The sequence below is a fragment of the Alishewanella sp. HL-SH05 genome, assembly GCF_052655985.1.
Genome location: NZ_CP199753.1, coordinates 2,059,892 through 2,078,335, shown reverse-complemented (window position 1 = coordinate 2,078,335; position 18,444 = coordinate 2,059,892). Strand labels below are relative to the sequence as shown.

General features: G+C 44.2%; 11 protein-coding genes. 1 reads left to right on the top strand and 10 read right to left on the bottom strand.

Annotated features, from left to right (window positions below):
* Position 1: 1 nt before the first annotated feature.
* Positions 2-1,198 carry a class I SAM-dependent methyltransferase gene (locus tag ACUJFL_RS09505; RefSeq protein ID WP_445424718.1) on the bottom strand — a complete coding sequence of 399 codons (1,197 nt, stop codon included), beginning with the start codon at positions 1,196-1,198 and terminating at the stop codon, positions 2-4.
* A gap of 42 nt (positions 1,199-1,240) precedes the next feature.
* On the opposite strand from ACUJFL_RS09505, the gene ACUJFL_RS09500 reads away from it, so the two are divergent.
* Positions 1,241-1,417, top strand: coding sequence for a hypothetical protein (locus tag ACUJFL_RS09500; protein ID WP_445427309.1), 177 nt, complete (start codon positions 1,241-1,243; stop codon positions 1,415-1,417).
* 150 nt (positions 1,418-1,567) lie between these two features.
* Here the strand turns inward: ACUJFL_RS09500 and ACUJFL_RS09495 are convergent, their stop codons facing one another.
* The 9 genes from ACUJFL_RS09495 to pepN all read right to left on the bottom strand — a co-directional run bounded on the left by ACUJFL_RS09495 (position 1,568) and on the right by pepN (position 18,394).
* Entirely contained in the window at positions 1,568-2,083 is a 516-nt protein-coding gene (locus tag ACUJFL_RS09495) for a cell division protein ZapC domain-containing protein (protein WP_445424716.1), read from the bottom strand.
* A gap of 98 nt (positions 2,084-2,181) precedes the next feature.
* Positions 2,182-3,192 carry a quinone-dependent dihydroorotate dehydrogenase gene (pyrD, locus tag ACUJFL_RS09490; RefSeq protein WP_226751671.1) on the bottom strand — a complete coding sequence of 337 codons (1,011 nt, stop codon included), beginning with the start codon at positions 3,190-3,192 and terminating at the stop codon, positions 2,182-2,184.
* Between the two features lie 71 nt (positions 3,193-3,263).
* Entirely contained in the window at positions 3,264-8,090 is a 4,827-nt protein-coding gene (locus ACUJFL_RS09485; protein WP_445427308.1) for an NAD-glutamate dehydrogenase, read from the bottom strand.
* 251 nt (positions 8,091-8,341) lie between these two features.
* Positions 8,342-10,651, bottom strand: coding sequence for an efflux RND transporter permease subunit (locus ACUJFL_RS09480; RefSeq protein ID WP_226751689.1), 2,310 nt, complete (start codon positions 10,649-10,651; stop codon positions 8,342-8,344).
* Positions 10,652-10,658: 7 nt separating this feature from the next.
* Positions 10,659-11,672, bottom strand: coding sequence for a WD40/YVTN/BNR-like repeat-containing protein (locus tag ACUJFL_RS09475; RefSeq protein WP_226751673.1), 1,014 nt, complete (start codon positions 11,670-11,672; stop codon positions 10,659-10,661).
* Positions 11,673-11,820: 148 nt separating this feature from the next.
* Positions 11,821-13,185 (bottom strand): DUF1329 domain-containing protein, encoded by a 1,365-nt coding sequence (locus ACUJFL_RS09470; RefSeq protein WP_306178753.1) that lies wholly within the window; start codon positions 13,183-13,185, stop codon positions 11,821-11,823.
* A gap of 13 nt (positions 13,186-13,198) precedes the next feature.
* On the bottom strand, positions 13,199-15,274 hold the full coding sequence (locus ACUJFL_RS09465) for a DUF1302 domain-containing protein (protein WP_445424714.1): 2,076 nt from the start codon (positions 15,272-15,274) through the stop codon (positions 13,199-13,201).
* Between the two features lie 319 nt (positions 15,275-15,593).
* On the bottom strand, positions 15,594-15,818 hold the full coding sequence (locus tag ACUJFL_RS09460; RefSeq protein ID WP_306178743.1) for a DUF2835 family protein: 225 nt from the start codon (positions 15,816-15,818) through the stop codon (positions 15,594-15,596).
* Positions 15,815-18,394 carry an aminopeptidase N gene (gene pepN, locus ACUJFL_RS09455; protein WP_445427307.1) on the bottom strand — a complete coding sequence of 860 codons (2,580 nt, stop codon included), beginning with the start codon at positions 18,392-18,394 and terminating at the stop codon, positions 15,815-15,817. Before pepN ends, ACUJFL_RS09460 begins: the two co-directional genes overlap by 4 nt.
* Positions 18,395-18,444: the final 50 nt, after the last annotated feature.

Here is an 18,444-nt window from a genome sequence, read left to right as displayed (position 1 = left end):
TCTAACAAGAGGCGGTGTTTGCGGACGCCGCCAATAATTGCTCCAAACAATGCTGCTCTACCCCATAAAACTGCTTTAAAGCGGCAATCTTGGCTAACACAGCGCTATTATCCTCAGGGCTTTGGCGCTTTGTTGCTAAGATCATTTTGTTCTTACTGGTATGTTCCAACGAAATAAACTCAAACACCTTGGTCTGATAGCCGTGTGCTTCTAATAGCAATGCGCGCAAACTGTCGGTGAGCATTTCTGCTTCCTGCCCCAAATGAATACCATGCTGTAGCATGGGGGCTAGCACGTCGGGTAAGCGTACCTGGGGGCGAATTTCTTTATGACAACAGGGTGAGCACATGATGATCTCTGCTCCGGTACGGATCCCCATATGCAGTGCGTGATCCGTCGCGGTATCACAAGCATGTAACGCCACCATGATATTAATACCCCGAGCTTTAAAGTGCTTTACATCACCTTGTTCAAAATTCAGACCGCTTAACCCCAGCGATTGGGCCGTGTTATTACATAAATCCACTAAAGGTTGACGCAACTCTACACCGGTAACCTGCACCGTTAAACCTAAGGTATGGGTAAAGTAATCATGCATAGCAAAGGTTAAATAAGCTTTACCCGAGCCAAAATCGGCTACGCGTAACTGTTGCCGCTGACTCAAACCGGTTTCTTTTACCGCAGCCGCTAAAATTTCGACAAACTTATTCAGCTGTTTCCATTTATTGGATAGCGCCGGAATAATCTGACCTTGCTGATCAGTGACCCCTAACGCTTTTAAAAACGGCTGGCTTTGCTCGACATAGCGCTGCTTTTGCCGATTATGACTGGCCACATTCACAGCTTGGACTTGGTGCGCTTGGCAGCTTATAAGAAACTTACCTTTTTTGCTTAAACTAAGCTGACATTGCTGCGAGCTAGTATTTAAATTAGCTTGCCGAAAATCATTCAGTAATAACCCCGCAATAACACTAAGCGCCTGCTCTGGCAGCAAGTTTTTTGTAACATGATTGGTTTGATAATGATAAACACACTTTAGCTGCCATTGTGCTTTTAGCTGCACAGGGGTAATTTCTAAGCGTTGCAAAGCAGTTTCTTTACCATGGTATTTACTCAAGACTATTTTCACCAGTTGCTCGGTACGGATGGCCTGCTTTAGCACATCGATAAACTGCTGATAGTTTGTTTGTTCTAGCATAACAATACTCCTAAAGGATCGGCGCCAGCATATGAGCCGCAGATGAAAACACACGATGCCACCAAGGCTGGGCCTGTAATTCTGTTAAGTATATTTGGCAGGGCGAAGCAAAGTCATGTTGAAATTTTGCTATTTGAATTGACATCATCACTTCAACGGGTAACAACAGGCCATAAAGATGAAACAAGACAAGAGGGATTAATAACAGACGGTACTTAATCACTAAATATGTGTTAATGAAGCTATAACCATCGCTGATTTTGCGTTGAATAACTCACTGAAATGATTTTTACAGGAAACAAAAAGCGCTTCACCTAGCCCTAATACCCATATCGACATTTAATGTAGCAGTAAACATAAAGGATGAATTTAAGCCGTTTGGGCAAAATCAACGTTCATTTCAAAGAGTTGTGCACGATTACGCAATACGCGGATCACGCTGCCACGAGTGAGCAACTTACCCGCTAAGGTTTCGCCTTTGGTCAGCAGTAAACATTCGATACATTCTAAGTCTGAAGCGACCACTAAAGCAGGAATAATATCTTTACCCTGTAATTGCACTAACTGATATAAACCAATGTCTTGTTGGCGCTGAGTAACGAAATACCAGCTTTTATGCGCAGATAATTGGCGATAACGATTAGCTAAAGCGTGCAAAGCAAACTGTTCTCGCTCTTCATCACTTAAGGGCAAAGGTAATAACACATCATGAAAACGCCAAAACGCCTCAGCTTCCTCTAACGAAAAAGGCTGTGAGACGATTTTTTGATTGAGCACAGCGCCCGTTAACTCGGAAGTGAACGATGACGATGCACTCAAGGTTAACAACAAGCGATCTGCTTCTTGGCAATAATGCCAAACCCAATGTTCTGATGGCGTTAACATCTGATGTTCTTTACTCCTTGAAACAGAACAGATAACTACAAAGTACTATAGCACGCAGATCAGATTTGAAAAGCGCAATTCACATTAAAAACGTTTTTTTATAGCGATTCAACGATGTTTTTCACGAGTTTAGGGCCATGATAGATAAAACCGGTGTAAACTTGTAGCAGATCTGCTCCTGCCGAAAGTTTTGCTTGCGCTGAAGCCGAATTGTTGATACCGCCCACACCAATAATAGGAAAGTCTTTACCTACTTTATGGCGTAACTGAGCGATGACTTCCGTACTTTTGTGTTGTACGGGTAAACCACTTAAGCCACCTGCTTCATTGGCAAAAGGTAAATTCACCACTTGGCTACGATCTAAAGTGGTATTGGTGGCAATAGCACCGTCCATTTTACTGCGCAGTAAGGTGTCAGCGACTTGTTCCACCGCGATTAAATCCATATCCGGTGCTATCTTCACGAAAACCGGCACATACTTATCATATTGAGCTTGTAAGTCTAATTGCTCGTTTTTTACCGCCATTAATAAATCGAGTAAGGCTTCACCAAATTGTAAATCACGTAAGCCCGGCGTATTTGGCGATGAAATATTGACCGTGATATAGCTGGCATGGGCGTAAACCTTGCGCATACAGTGAATATAGTCATCTTTACCCTGCTCGTTCGGGGTATCTTTGTTTTTACCAATATTAATACCCAGCACGCCTTTGTATTGGCTGTTTTTGACATTGTTAACGAGATAGTCAACACCTTTATTGTTAAAGCCCATGCGATTAATAATGGCTTCGGCTTGTGGTAAACGGAACATCCGCGGCTTATCATTACCCGCTTGTGGCCGTGGCGTTACTGTACCTACTTCAATAAAGCCAAAACCCATTTGGCCAAAAGCATCAATACAATCCGCATTTTTATCTAGACCGGCGGCTAAACCAACCGGGTTATCAAAATGGATCCCTGCTATCGTTTTGGGTTTTGCCACTAATTGTTGCCGCCATAAGCCTGCAACAGGAGAATGCGCTAACCGTTTTAGGCTGCCTAAAGCGAAGTCATGCGAGCGTTCAGCATCACAGGTAAATAACAGTTTCTTGGTCAATGAATAAAACATAGTTGGTCCTGCAATAAAAAACCCCGGAAAAACCGGGGTATTGTAATGACTTTACGGCTAAAACAACAGCATCAAACTGACTGACTTAACAACATCAATTCACGCATCGCCACTGAGAATTTTGCAAATTCATGACTTTGCGTTGTTTTAAACTCGGCTAACATTGAGCGCCAGCGCTCAACTAAGCTATGATGTTGATCTAACCAATTGTCAATTATTTCGTCGGTATCACAAGCATTACCGCAGTTTTTCACCACTACCGCAGTTAAACCTCGTTGTTGCCAATCTAATTCTTCACGATAAGAGGCACGTGCCAGCGCTTGCCAGTGGTTGGCAACCGGTTGCCGAGTGATTTGCTCGAGGAACCAATGTAACTCCAGCTTGTCGCCCAGTTTGAAGTAAATTTCTGACACCATCGCTAATGGCAGTTGTTGATTATCCGCCACTTGGGCAATATCCATTACCGAAAATACCGTGCTTAACTGCGTCAGATAACGGGCAATCTCAGCCGGGATACCCTGTTCAGTTAACACCTTGCTCTTTTCCGTTAATTCCTGCATTTCACGCTCGGCCACGTATTTCGACAGATCGTGAACCAGATCATTATAAGCAGGCTGGAAGAAAGCAATCGTTTGTTTGATATCTAATGACTTGTCACGATGACGCACAAACCAACGCGTGGCACGGCGAATAGTACGACGTAACTGGAACAGCACACGGCTTTGTAAATCTGCAGCAATTTTATTGTCGAGTAACTCTAATTGTTTCCAATGGCTTCCCACTTCAAACAACTCACGGACGATAGCATAACAAATGGCCACTTCCGATACTGAGGCGCCCGTTTCTTCGAACATACGTTGCACAAAGTTAGGCCCCATTTCATTAACCAGCATATTGGCCAGTTTAGTGGCAATAATTTCGGCTTTTAACGGGTGTTGGCTGATTTGCTCAGCAAACTTTGTTTGCAATACTTTTGGAAAAGCGCCACTGAGTAACTGTTGGAAATAGGCATTATCGGAAATATCTGGCGTAACTAAACGCTCTTTTAATACCATCTTGCCATAGGCCGTTAGGATAGCCAGTTCTGGACGGGTTAAACCCATGCCTTTAGCCATACGATCGGCAAGATCATCATCAGAAGGTAAGAATTCTAATTCACGATTTAGCTTACCGTCTTTTTCTAAAGCGTGGATAAAACGCGTGTATTCTTTAATTTGCTCAGAGCCGAGTAATGAAGACAAGCTAATGCTTTGCGTTTGACGGTAACAATCTTTAATCACGATTGCCGCCACATCATCCGTCATTTCGTTTAACAACTTATTACGTTGTTTGATGGTTAAATCACCACCTGTGACAAGCGCATTCAAGAGGATCTTGATATTAACTTCGTTATCAGAGCAGGTGACACCACCGACGTTATCAACGAAGTCGGTATTGATACGACCACCGTTGTTAGCAAACTCGATACGACCACGCTGCGTCGCACCTAAGTTACCCCCTTCACCGAAGATCTTCGCTTTTAAATCACGACCATTCACCCGCAGGGCTTCTGAGCCACGATCGCCCACTTCAGCATGACTTTCATTCGTCGCTTTCAGATAAGTACCGATACCACCGTTCCAAATTAAATCCACTGGCATGGTTAAGCATTCACGAATTAATTCATTCGGCGTCATGGTCGCTTTGCTCGTGCCTAACATCTCTTTCATTTGTGGTGAAAGTTTGATGGATTTCGCACTGCGACTGAAAATAGCACCACCTTCTGAAATCAATGACTTGTCATAGTCATCCCAAGTTGATGTCGGCAGATTAAATAAACGCTCGCGCTCTTTAAACGAGCTTGCCGCATCAGGATTCGGGTCAACGAAGATATGCATATGGTTAAATGCCACTTGCAAGCGGATATGTTTTGACAACAGCATACCGTTACCAAATACGTCACCGGCCATATCACCGATACCGACACAGGTAAAATCGGTCGTTTGACAATTGATGCCAATTTCACGAAAGTGGCGTTTAACCGCTTCCCAACCGCCGCGAGCAGTAATACCCATCTTCTTGTGATCGTAGCCATTAGAGCCACCTGAGGCGAAGGCATCACCTAACCAGAAGGAATACTCTTCTGAAATACCGTTTGATATATCTGAGAAGGTCGCCGTGCCTTTATCTGCTGCGACGACTAAATACGGATCATCTTCATCTAAACGCACAACATCAGTAGGTGGAACGATACTGCCTTGCACGATATTGTCGGTAATATCTAACAAACCACGAATAAAGGTGCGATAGCAATCTTTACCTTCATTGATAAAGGCTTCACGCCCGCCGGTTTCCGGTAGTTTTTTACATACAAAACCGCCTTTTGCACCTGACGGCACAATAACGGTGTTTTTAACTTGCTGAGCTTTAACCAAGCCAAGCACTTCGGTACGGAAATCTTCGCGTCGATCTGACCAACGTAGCCCACCACGCGCCACCTTACCAAAGCGTAAATGCACACCTTCAACCCGAGGTGAATAAACGAAAATTTCAAACATCGGTAGCGGCAATGGCACTTCAGGGATCAGATCAGGTTTGATCTTAAATGAGATGTATGGCTTGTCGCTGTTATCAGCCGCTTTTTGATAATAGTTGGTACGCAAGGTTGCGTTAATCATATCAACGAAACGGCGGATAATCCTATCATCATCCAAGTTAGCGACATTTTCTAACTGTGCGGCAATTTGCTCTTCCAGTTTTTCAATCGACTTAGCGGTAGCTTTCGATTTTGGATCGAACTTCATGCTAAACAACTGCACCAATAAACCGGCTAAGCCCGCATAGCGCGAGAACGTATTTTCAACGTAAGCCTGCGAGAAGGTGCTACCAATTTGCCGTTTATACTTAGCATACGCACGAATAATTGACGCTTCACGACCAGTAATGCCTGCACCTAAAATTAAGCGGTTGAAACCATCGTCTTCTAACTGCCCTAACCAAACTTTGGTTAAAGAATCTTGAAAGCTTTGTTGTGCTGCAGCAAAGTCGGCCGGTAACTCCCCCGTTAACTCCATAGCGAAGTTTAAGATCCAACTAACAGAACCATCCGGACACTTCACTGCATAAGGCGTTTCACCGATAACCCGTAAACCGAAGTTCTCTAACATCGGTAACACATCAGATAAGTGGATAGGATGATCTTTATGGAATAAGTTTAAACGTACTGCTTTGCTGTCTTTGCTCTCTTCTTGTGGCCGGTAGAACAACATTTCCAGCTTATGTTCAGCATTTAAGCCTTCTAACTTACCGATATCAACCAAGGCATCATTCGGTAACATGTCTTCTTTATAGGCTCGTGGAAAGGCAAGTAAATACTTACGACTAAGGTCACGACCTTTGGCTTCGCCATAAACACCAATTAAGGCTGTTTCGAGTTTATCTTCCCAAGTACGGGCGGCTTCAACCAGGTTACGTTCAATTTCTTTCACTTTATACTCAACTTGGCGGTCATTGATCCGCACCAAATAATGGGTGCGGGCCAACACAGATTCAGAGAAATACGTAGTAAACTCAACTGGCTCAGTCGATCCTAAAGCTTGTGCCAGTAAGGCTTGCGTATCTTTACGTAATTGCGTGTTATAGCGTTCTCGCGGCACATAAACCATCGCCGTAACAAAGCGGCCAAAGGTATCTGCACGCAAAAATAAACGTGTCATGTCACGCTCCTGCATTTGCAGTACGCCCATGCTCACATCTAATAATTCATCAACGTTCGCTTGTAATAATTCATCACGCGGATACGTTTCTAAAATATTCAATAACGCTTTGTAGGCATGTGTGCCCACCGCGAATTCTGAACGGGTCATCACTTGTTGCAGTTTACTTTGCAGTAATGGAATATCTGCTGCACTGTTGTTGTACAAACTGGATGAATAAAGACCGATAAAGCGATCCTCACCCACCACCTTACCATTCTTATCAAAACGCTTGATACCGATATAATCGATATAGGCTGGGCGATGTACACGAGATTTATTGTTGGTTTTGGTTAATACCAGCAACGAGCTATTTAACGCTTGCACACGGCCACGTTCGGGTAATTCGGATAACATCAAATCACGTGGTTCAGAGCGACGCATTAAGCCGAGCGCACTGTCTTTATGGGCAACAATTTGGTAATCGCCCTTTACCGGATTAATGTCATAAGCGCGATAACCCAATAAAGTGAAGTTATCTTTCACTAACCAATTTAAAAACGCCGTAGTTTCGGCGATGTCTTCTTTGCTGGCTTTACCCGCATGCTTAGGTAATGCCGCGATCACCGCTTCTAATTTTTGTTTAGCCGGTTGCCAATCTTGCACAGCTAAAGACACATCTTCCATCACAGACAACAACTCGGCTTTTAACGCGTCGATAGCGCTAGCATCCGTCATCCGGTCAATTTCAATATGAAACACGGTTTGTTGTGTGGTGGGATCGGTTAAACGACCTAATTTTGAAAAATCGGTTATGGTGCCGTCTTTCTCACGTTTAGTTTGCAGCGGGTTGTGTAATAACAAGTGTGCGGTAATGCCATGACGGGTTAACGCCATTCGCACCGAATCAACTAAAAATGGCATATCTTGCACAACTAACTCAACAATAGTGTGCTTAGATTCCCAACCATGGCGAGCCAGTTCAGGGTTAAACACCCGGATCCGTGCGGCAGCATCGGCATGCTGATTTAATGTTTGCCATAAACTGAGGGCAGCACCATAGAGATCACTGTCATTACGACCGACTAAATCTTCGTTGGACATATTTCCATAGAGGGTTAAAGCAAACTTTTCGACTAACGTTACTTGCTCTTTTACTTTTTGTTTGATGAGCTTGCTGACGTTTTGTAGTAACACTGAGGGTAGACTGTCTAACTTGGTCATTATTATTACATCCTTTTATCAATCACTGCGAGGTCGCATGATCCACAAAATTATAAGGGATGGTGCAGGTGCAGTGTAGTAATTATTGTAGCGCTTTTGAAGTGATATTTCTGGCTTTTATGCTGGTTAAACCAGTGTTTAGCCTGAAGATTTGGTTGATTATTCAAGCACCCTAAATAGAAAATGGCCTTACGGCCATTTTCTCATTGCATCACTGCATAAATATGTCAAAACGCGTTAAGCGCAATCGCTTAGTTTTTGCGCCAAAAGAAGCTCGCCAGTGCCGGTAAAACCACAATAGCGCCGAGCATATTGACAATAAACATGAAGGTTAACAGGATCCCCATATCTACCTGGAACTTCAGTGCTGAAAACACCCAGGTGCTTACACCAATCGCTAAGGTGATACCTGTAAACAAGACTGCGCTGCCCCGCTCTTTTAAGGCTTCAAAATAAGCTTGGCGCAGTGGCATACCTTCACGCAACTGCTGGCTCATTGTTGATAAAATATAAATGCCGTAATCAACACCAATACCCACACCCAGCGCAATCACTGGCAACGTTGATACGGTTAAACCGATTTCCAGTTTCGTCATTAACGCGGTCGCTAACACGGATACGACATACAGCGGGATAATCACGGCAGCCGTTGCCCGAACAGAGCGGAAACTCAGTAAACACAATACGATGACCGCAGCATAGACATACCACATCATCGGTTGTTGCGCATCGCTCACCGCCTCATTGGTGGCGGCCATCACTCCTGCAGGGCCTGTCGCTAACGCAAACCGCGTTTGCTCATCACCTAATTCTGCACCGTATTGCTTCACCGCAGCAACAACACGCTCGATGGTTTCAGCTTTGTGATCTTCTAAAAACAACATCACTGGCATCACCGAACAATCGGCGTTAAGTAAACCCGTGCTGGTTTCAACGCGCGAAGACGCTTGCACCAAACTTTGTGTGTTACGGGGTAAAACTCGCCATTTCGCATTACCTTCGTTGTAGGCTGCGTTAATCACTTTTGATACCGACGGCAAAGAAACGGCTGACTGCACCCCAGGTACGTTTTCCATTAACCAGTGAAATTGATCGATCCGATCCATTATTTCATGGTGAGTGCAAGCACTTGGAATGGTTTCAACCATCACATTGATATAATCCACCGAAATTGCAAAACGGTCGGTGATCATAAAGGTATCTTGGTTATAACGAGAGTCTTCATGTAAAGCCGGGGCACCGGCATGCAGATCACCGATTTTTAACTGCTGGCTTTGCCAATGGCCATAAGCAAATAACAAGGCCGTAGCGAGTAAAATGACCGTTGCATAAGGCCGAGTTGCGAAGGCCGATAAGGCCATCCATACTTTTTCCGCGCGCAGATTAGGCGCAGCTACTTTTTGCTTGTACTTATCGCTAAAGCGCACAAACGACATTAACACCGGTAACAACACCAAGTTAGTCAGGATGATCACAGCAACACCTAAACTGGCTGTGATAGCAAGCTCACGGATCACGCCAATTTCGATAATTAATAGCGTTAAGAAACCCACCGTATCCGATAACAGCGCCACACCACCTGGTACTAACAATTTGCGGAAGCTGGCTTGGGCGGCCGTTTTTGCATTCATGCCGCTAGCAACCCGTTTACCGGTGGAGTTAATCATTTGCACACCATGACTTACACCAATGGCAAAGACTAAAAACGGTACCAGTATCGACATCGGATCGATACCAAAACCCAGTACCGTTAATAAACCAATTTGCCAAACCACCGCAATTAATGAACAAGCAATGGGCAATACCGTAAGCATTAACGAGCCGGAGAACAAAAATACCATGATGGAAGTGATTACAATCGCAACGCCAAAGAACGCCACGACACCCTTAGCACCTTCAGCCACATCGCCAACCATTTTGGCAAAACCAATAATATGCACACTGATTTGCTCAGATTGATATTTTGCCCGAATGTCGTTTTCTAACGTCGAGGCAAAAGCAATGGTATCGACGGGTAAGTTGGTTTCTGGATCCAACTCTAATAACGAAGCGGTGATCATGGCACAGCTGTAATCGTCAGCAACCATCCGGCCAACCACACCCGCTTTTTCGGTATTTTCTTTTACTTTGGCAAGACCACGCGCGTCAGCCGTAAAATTAGCCGGGATCACTGGGCCACCAGCAAAACCATCTTCTACCACTTCAATAAAACGCGTACTAGGACTGAACAGAGATTTAACTAATACCCGCTCAATACCGGGTGTATACACCACATCATCGTGGGCACGACGAAAGCTATCAAAAAAATTGGCATTGAAAATATCACCACTGGCATCGCACATGGCGATCAGAATGTTATTTGCACCACCAAAATCCGCTTCATGCTTCAGATAGGTTTGCATGTATTCATGCTTTAAGGGGATGTTCTTACTAAAAGCGGCATCCAATTTAATGTCTGTTGCTTTAAACAACAGCAATAACGTGGTGAGTGCAAAAAGCACAATCACGATCAGCCGATGCCGAAACAAGCCAATTTCAATTTTATTTACCAGCCAATTCATACTCATATTATTCAGACTTACTTAATGGTGTTAATTTAATGCCTACCTCAGTGACCAGTAACAACTGCTCACCAAGGGCGACACCATTTAAAATAGCGCGACCATCGGCTTGTGACATATCTTGAAAACTTTGACCGTTATCTTCGCTTCGCAGCAGTGCGCCAGCATTACCAGTGATAAACAGTCGACCTGCTGAATCAGCAAAAAGACTGTTGAGGGTAGCAGACACCGGCAAATCAATTTGCTGCCAACTATCGCCATCATCCTCACTTAAAAAAACGTGACCGCGTAAACCCGCAGTCACAATACTGCCCTGTTCTGTGCGATGCACAGCAAACAAGGAGCCATTGTAAAATTCTTCTAAACGCTGCCAACTAGCGCCGGCGTCGTCACTTTTGGCCATAAAACCCGCTTCGCCCACCATGATGATTTGCTGATCGTTGACAATTAACCGATTAAAATGTGGCAACACCGACTCGCGTTCTAATAAATACATTTCAGGATCGGTTTCTTCTAAATCAGCTAAATATTCAGCGTCATCTGCTGAAACTAAGGTTTTGTGGAAGGTCGGTTGCCAAGACACTCCACCATCAGACGTCGTAAAAAACAGACCGTATGCGCCAATAGCCAAGCCTTGTTGCCGATTGAAAAAATAAATATCCATCAAAGGCTTATCTTGTTCTGGCAGGAATTGCTGCAGTTGCCAGTTTTTGCCACCATCTTGAGTATGTAAAATGGTCGCGTCGTGCCCAACCGCCCAGCCATACTGATCGTCTGTAAAATAGACCGAAGTAAGTAATGATTGAACAGGCACAGTAGCTTGTTGCCAGTTTTTGGCATCATTGCTCAGCAATATGTGACCACGTTGACCCACAGCTGCAAAACCTTGCTGCCCGACCTTAACCACATCAGTTAAGAGCGATTGGCTTGCCAACGGCATCATATAAGCCGCTTTAGGCGACATTTCGGTGTTTTCGTCTGCATCGCTGGCGTGTGCATAAGCACCCTGAACCAGGAACATCACGGCCAGACATCCGGTAAAAATTTTGTTATACATGAGCTGAGTTCACTCTGCTTAGCGCGTCAGTTAATTAAAATATAGCAGTGAATGACACTTGTCTTGTTAAAAAAAAGGCTGGCTACTAGCCAGCCTTGTTTCGAACTAAGTGTTATCGAGTACCTTCACGACGCAGCGAAGCTGGTGTGAAATCATTATCAGACAGGGTTACCGAGAAATCATACATCTTGTCTTCGTTATCTAAACCGATAGCGATATAACGACGAGAGTTCAAATCGTGATACACCTCTAAAGTACTCCAGTGCGTTGGCACTTCGTAGTAGTTCAAGCCATGAGCAACAGCAACACGATACAAATCACCACGGTTGTCATATAAATCCGCTACATGGATCTGCCAGCTGTCTTCATCAATAAAGAATACTCGCTTACCATAAACATGACGGGTACCTTCTTTTAAGGTTGCTTCAACCACCCACACACGGTGCTTTTCATAACGCACATGTTCTGGATTAATATGACCGGCTTGCAAAATATCGTCATACTTAAGGGTGTTGCTATGCAGTTTGTAATCGTTGTAGGCAATAAACATTTCCTGTTTGCCTTTTAACGTCCACTCATAACGATCTGGAGAACCGTTGAACATATCGAAATCGTCCGTGGTACGCAGACCATCTGACGCAGTACCTGGTGCATCATAAGCCACGTTTGGTGCGCGACGAACACGACGCTGACCGGTGTTATAAGTCCATGCTTGGCGCGGTGTTGCCACCTGGTCCATGGTTTCGTGCACCAACAACGCTGTACCCGCTAAACGCGCAGGTGAGTTTACGCTTTGTTTAAAGCGGAACAGGATGTTTTCCGCTTCTAATGCAGCCGGCGTCGCATCAGGATGTGAATACTTGAACATGATTTCTTCGTCAAAACCAATGATCGTGAAAGTACCATTCGACGTCGGTGCAGCTTGGCCACCATTACGAGAGGCGGCTACACCACGGTAACGTACAATGTGGTTCCAAACCGCCTCAACACCGTTAGATGGCACAGGGAACGGAATACCAATAGCGGCATTGCGTAAACCATTGCCCCCCTGCACTAACTCAGCACTACCAGCAATTTGTTTAGTTGCATCATAAAAGTACTGTGGAAAAGACGCACTACGGCGTGTTGGGTAGATATTCATTTTGAATGTATCAGGATACAAATCAAATAAAGCAATTTGGCCAGGGCTTAGAAACTGACGATATTGCTCAAGATTCGCTTTGCTGATAGTAAATAACACTTTGTCATCAGCAAATGGGTTTGGATGGTGATTACCCGGGGTAAAACCCGCTGGAGCAGATTTAATACCACCAGTCCATTCCGGAATAGAACCATCGGCATTGCCCGCGCGTTCTGCGCCAATTGGCGTAAGATCTTGACCTAAACGGGCAACTTGATCAGCCGGTAATTTAGCCAGTGCATTACAGCTGAACACTAACGCTACAGCTGAAGCTAACAGGGTGAGTTTTTTCATAATTCGTGCTCGTCCCTTAAATAGAGTATTTAATATTGAATGAAATAAAATCGCGATCTGCAATGTTGTTTGTTGTACCAACACCATCCCAGAACCAGTTGTAACTGAGTTCACCAGACCATTTACTCAAATAATCGAAAGACAAGGCATAAGATGCCGACTTACGATCTTCAACAAACATAAACAGTGGGTCAGGTGTAATACCATTCACGTCATGTGATAACACTAAACGTTGAGATAAGTTCACCCCAGCAAACACGTTATTGTAATCAGCTTTTGCTAAGATCCGGTAACCCCAGGCTGACGCAGTTGGGAACGGGTTTGTTTCAGCACCATTTGATAAGCCAGTATGCAAACCATCTGACACGCCATTAGCACCAATTAACGGGCCACCGCTACGATCGGTGCTGGGCCCGTTTAAGCGCAATACGTCTTGGCTTGGCATATTGTTGATTCTGACACCACCGACTTCAGCCAACATCGTAAAGTTATCAGCACCTAACATTGGGCCAAACAAATGGGTTAAGGTGACTTGAGCTTGTGCGGTATCACGTAGGATATAACCTTGCGCATAGTTACCTGGTGTGGCTTTTACGCCAATGTCACGACCTAACTGAGAAATACCCGCTAAATCAGGACGTAAACCTGCATTGGCTAACTGCTCTGGCATACCCGCGTATAAAATCTCCACGTCATCAATTTGTAGAGGATCATCTTGACGGTAAGAAATCTCACCCGCTACAGAGGTGGTACCTAAGTTAGTGTTAAAACTAAAACCGTACAATTTGATATCTTCAGGGTATTCTAAGATGCCTTTAGAGAACGCTTGTAGATTTTGTACATTGCTGGCATCTAAGTTACCTGCGTTTTGTACCAAGTAACCAATATCAGCTTGAATAGCCGCTGAGCCAAAGTTAGAAGCAACACCGGATATAACAGGTACACGACTATGGTAGTTCATATAATACAGTGCAAATTCGGTATCACCCAAGCTAGGTGCAAAATATTCAAATTTAATACCGTACTGACCGCCATTTTCAGGCGTTAACTCACCCGCAGAGCCCGCTGGACGTAACGCCACTTTTGTTGGGTAGGCTAAGTATAATTGCGCTGCTTGCGCTGCACTGACTTGACCTGCGGCAACTGCAGCACCTAAACCATTTAAGTTTTGTAGCAAGAACGCCAGATCGATATCAGGGTTACCAGCAAAACCTAGCTGAATGTTTTGTGCATAACCACCACGACCAGCAAAGTCATTGGTTGAAAAATAAGTGCCTGGAGGCGGTAAATAACTTTCTTGCCAATCGTATTGATAGAACATTTCTGTCGACAGGTTTTCAGTTAAACCTATCGATACAGTAAACATACCCGTTGGAATAAAGGCTTCTTTTAAATCGGCGCCCGGTGCACGTAAAATACCTACGTCAACGGGTGTAATGTTTATACCGTGTGGAATGAAAGTACTTTCACCCCAGCTTAATACTTGATTACCTAAACGCACGGTCACCGGCGTCATACCGTCATTGAAAGAAAAGTTGCCATAGATGTATGCATCTAATAAGCGAATATCTTTACAGGCTAACTCGCTTGAACGATCGTCAGCGCATGGGTCAACACTAGCACCACTTAACGGATTGCTATAAGCAAAGTTACCGTTGTTCAGTGCAGTGTCGTAAAAATACATAAACCGGCCAAAAAAGCCGATGTTATCTTTAGTGATGGAAACTTCGTGTAAGCCTTTAAATAAGCTACTGAACATATCACCACGATCAAAATTCAAATTACCCGCATCACCGTTGCTTGAATAAGCACCTGGTTGAGCCCAGATATCAGCAGAGGGGTAAATCACGTTAGTGGCCGCGTTATAGCCTGTCCAATCAAAACGTGGATGGTTTACTTTCGCAATGGTATCCCAGTTGCGTTCTTCAGTACGCCAGCTGGCACCGTAAGAGAAAGTTGAATCGAAAACGATATCAACATCACCTAAGCTAAAGGATGCTGCCTGTGCAGGTGCATAGGCGAGCATGAGCAGCGCGGCAGTGACACCCGCAGCTAATGGGCTTTTTGCAAAGCGGTTGGGACTTTTTAACATGTTGTTGTCTCCCCCCTGTCTAACAGGTTATGGTCTGTTCTTTTAGTTGTGATCTGTTTCTTATGCCCAAGCATAAGCAGACTCTTTCACTAAAATAATTACATCATTTTTGGGCGTTAGCAAGGCTTGCTACAGCGTAAATCTATTGATTTACATTCATTTTTTCGTTTTTTAGCCAATATGGCATGCGATTTGGTCAGACCACAGTTTAACCCATCAGGACAGACCAGAGACCAAAATCACCAAAGCATTGATTAATATAGAAATAACACAAATCAAATTAAGAATATTCAGCAGGCTATCGTTTGAAGTTATTACTCTAATTAATTTTCTCTAAGCTAAAGAAATCTCCGTTGTTGGTCAAGGTTAATCGAAATCGTCCTCGGATCCCCAATTGACTAATAAAAGGTTTAAAGTGCTTAAAAGCCAATTGGATACGTTCGCCACTGTCTGCAGTAACAATAACATAGCGTATTTCACCGCGGTAAAACTGCTGACACTTCTCAGTTGAAATAAAACCGGAGAACAGGTACTGGCGATTCATGGCAAGCTTTTGCTGACTTTTTCAAAGACATCATCCGATAAACCAGGCTGGGCCAACAATGCCGATAGCATGGCAATTAATTGCTGCTTTCGTACTTTATCATAACGTCGCCAAGACAATAATGGCGTCAATAAACGCGCGGCTAATTGTGGATTGACCGGATCTAATTTACTGACAACATCGGCTAGTAACTGATACCCCTTGCCATCTGCCCGATGGAATTGTTGCGGATTACGCTGTGAAAAGGCACTGTATAATGCGCGGATGCGATTTGGGTTTTTCCAACTAAACCAACTGCGCTCGGTAACTTGCTGCATCTTACTAAAAACATCATCACCTAGCGTAACGGCAACCAAATTACTATATTTATCCATAACTTGGACATTGGCATGATACTGTTGTGCAAATTGTTCTAACAACTGCGCTGCGCTTGGCAAGGCGGCCGCCTGCGCCGATTGCAACGCGGCTAAACGATCGGTCATATTGTCAGCCTGCTGATAATGCTGCGCCACCCAATTCTCCCCCTCTGTAGTCAAGGCTAAATAACCTAAACAGCGCCGCTTTAAAGCACGCTTTGCTACCGCCTGCTCACTGTATTGATAAGGCTCGCGAGTGATTTGCTGATAACAAGCAGCAAAGTCGGCCTGTAAACTTTTCGCTATCTGCTGCTGCAGCAAGGTGAGACATTGCAATAAGGCTGCTACCGGGATCTCATGATATTGCCCTGCCAAAGTATCAAAATCAGGCAAGGTTAATAGCTCTGCCGTTAAAGCCAGATCGGCTAACGGCTTTAGCAACCAGCCACGAAATACCGCGATTAATTCAGCTGATAACACGGGTGTTTGCTGCTGTTTTATCGCTTCAGCAATTAATAACGACCAATATTGTTGCATCGCATCCCAACGCGCTAAACCATTACTGGCGCTGCTGGCAATCATTAATAAATCGGTTGCTTGATAACTAGTATGTAATTTTACCGGTGCTGAAAAATCTTCTAACCACACCACTAACGGTTGTTGAGGTATTTGATCTAATTTAAACTGTTGTTGCTGCTCAGACAGGAGTAATAGCTCAGCCCGAGCGGGAGTACCATCTTGATAGAGCAATTCGATCCGTACCGGGATCAGTAAAGGCAATTTCTCTGCTTGCTCAGCACTGGCAGGAGTAAATTGGCTAATATCTAACGTTAATTGCTGGTTTGTTGCATCATATTGCTGTTTTACCGTAAGCTCAGGTGTGCCGGACTGATTATACCAATGCCGAAACTGCGTTAAATCAATACCACTGGCATCTTGCATTGCTTGAACAAAATCATCGCAGGTAACCGCCTGGCCATCATGGCGTTGCAAATACAGCTTTAAACCTGCACTGAAGCCTGCTTTACCTAAAATGGTTTGCAACATGCGGATCACCTCGGCGCCTTTGTCGTACACCGTTACCGTATAGAAATTGTTCATCTCGATCACTTGCTCAGGTCGGATCGGATGCGCCATTGGGCTGGCATCTTCGGCGAACTGGGCGGTGCGCATAACTTTAACGGCATCAATTCGATTGAGGGTGGGTGAGCCCATATCTGCACTGAATTCTTGATCGCGAAAAACCGTTAAACCTTCTTTCAAACTTAACTGAAACCAATCACGGCAGGTCACGCGATTGCCCGTCCAGTTATGAAAATATTCATGGCCAATAATAGATTCAATATTAAAATAATCTAAATCTGTAGCTGACTGCGCATCCGCTAAAACAAATTTACTATTAAAAACATTTAAGCCTTTATTTTCCATCGCGCCCATATTAAAAAAATCAACAGCGACGACCATATAACGATCTAAATCATATTCCAAACCAAAGCGTGTTTCATCCCAGCGCATCGCCCGCTTTAGTGAAGCCATAGCAAACTCAGTTCGTGGTAAATCGCCCTTCTGCACATAACACTCAAGCAGCACTGAACGCCCTGAAGCGGTAACAAAGTTATCGCTAAGACAATCAAAATCTCCCGCGACTAAAGCAAATAAATAAGCGGGTTTGGGAAAGGGATCTTCCCAACGCACTACACGACGACCATCAGATAAGGTTTGCTCACTGATTTTATTACCATTCGATAATAAAAACAGTAATGCCTGATTATCGGTGATGATGGTGGTGCTAAATATCGCTAGGACATCAGGGCGATCGGGATAATAAGTAATACGCCGAAAACCTTCCGCTTCGCACTGGGTGCAATACACACCATCGGCTAAGTATAAGCCCTCTAAAGCGGTATTTTGCGCTGGGTTAATTAGCGTAACAATTTCTAATTCACCCTCATCAGGGGCATTGCTTAACGTTAAACTATCAGCGGTAAGTTCGTACTGGGCAGCAGTTAAAGTTTCACCGTTTAACGTGATGCTCTCTAAAATTAATTGTTGACCATCTAACACCATTTTACCTGGCATATTACGCTTAAAACGCAATATAGACGTCACCCGAGTTGCCGTGGCAGCTAGTTCAAAGGTTAAATCAATGGTACGAATAGTAAAACAAGAAGGTTGATAGTCTGCAAGCCGTTTGGGTTGACGATGTAAAGTGTCGTTCATAAAAAATCCTGTGTTGAAGTCGCTGTTCAATAACAAAAACCTAAACAAGA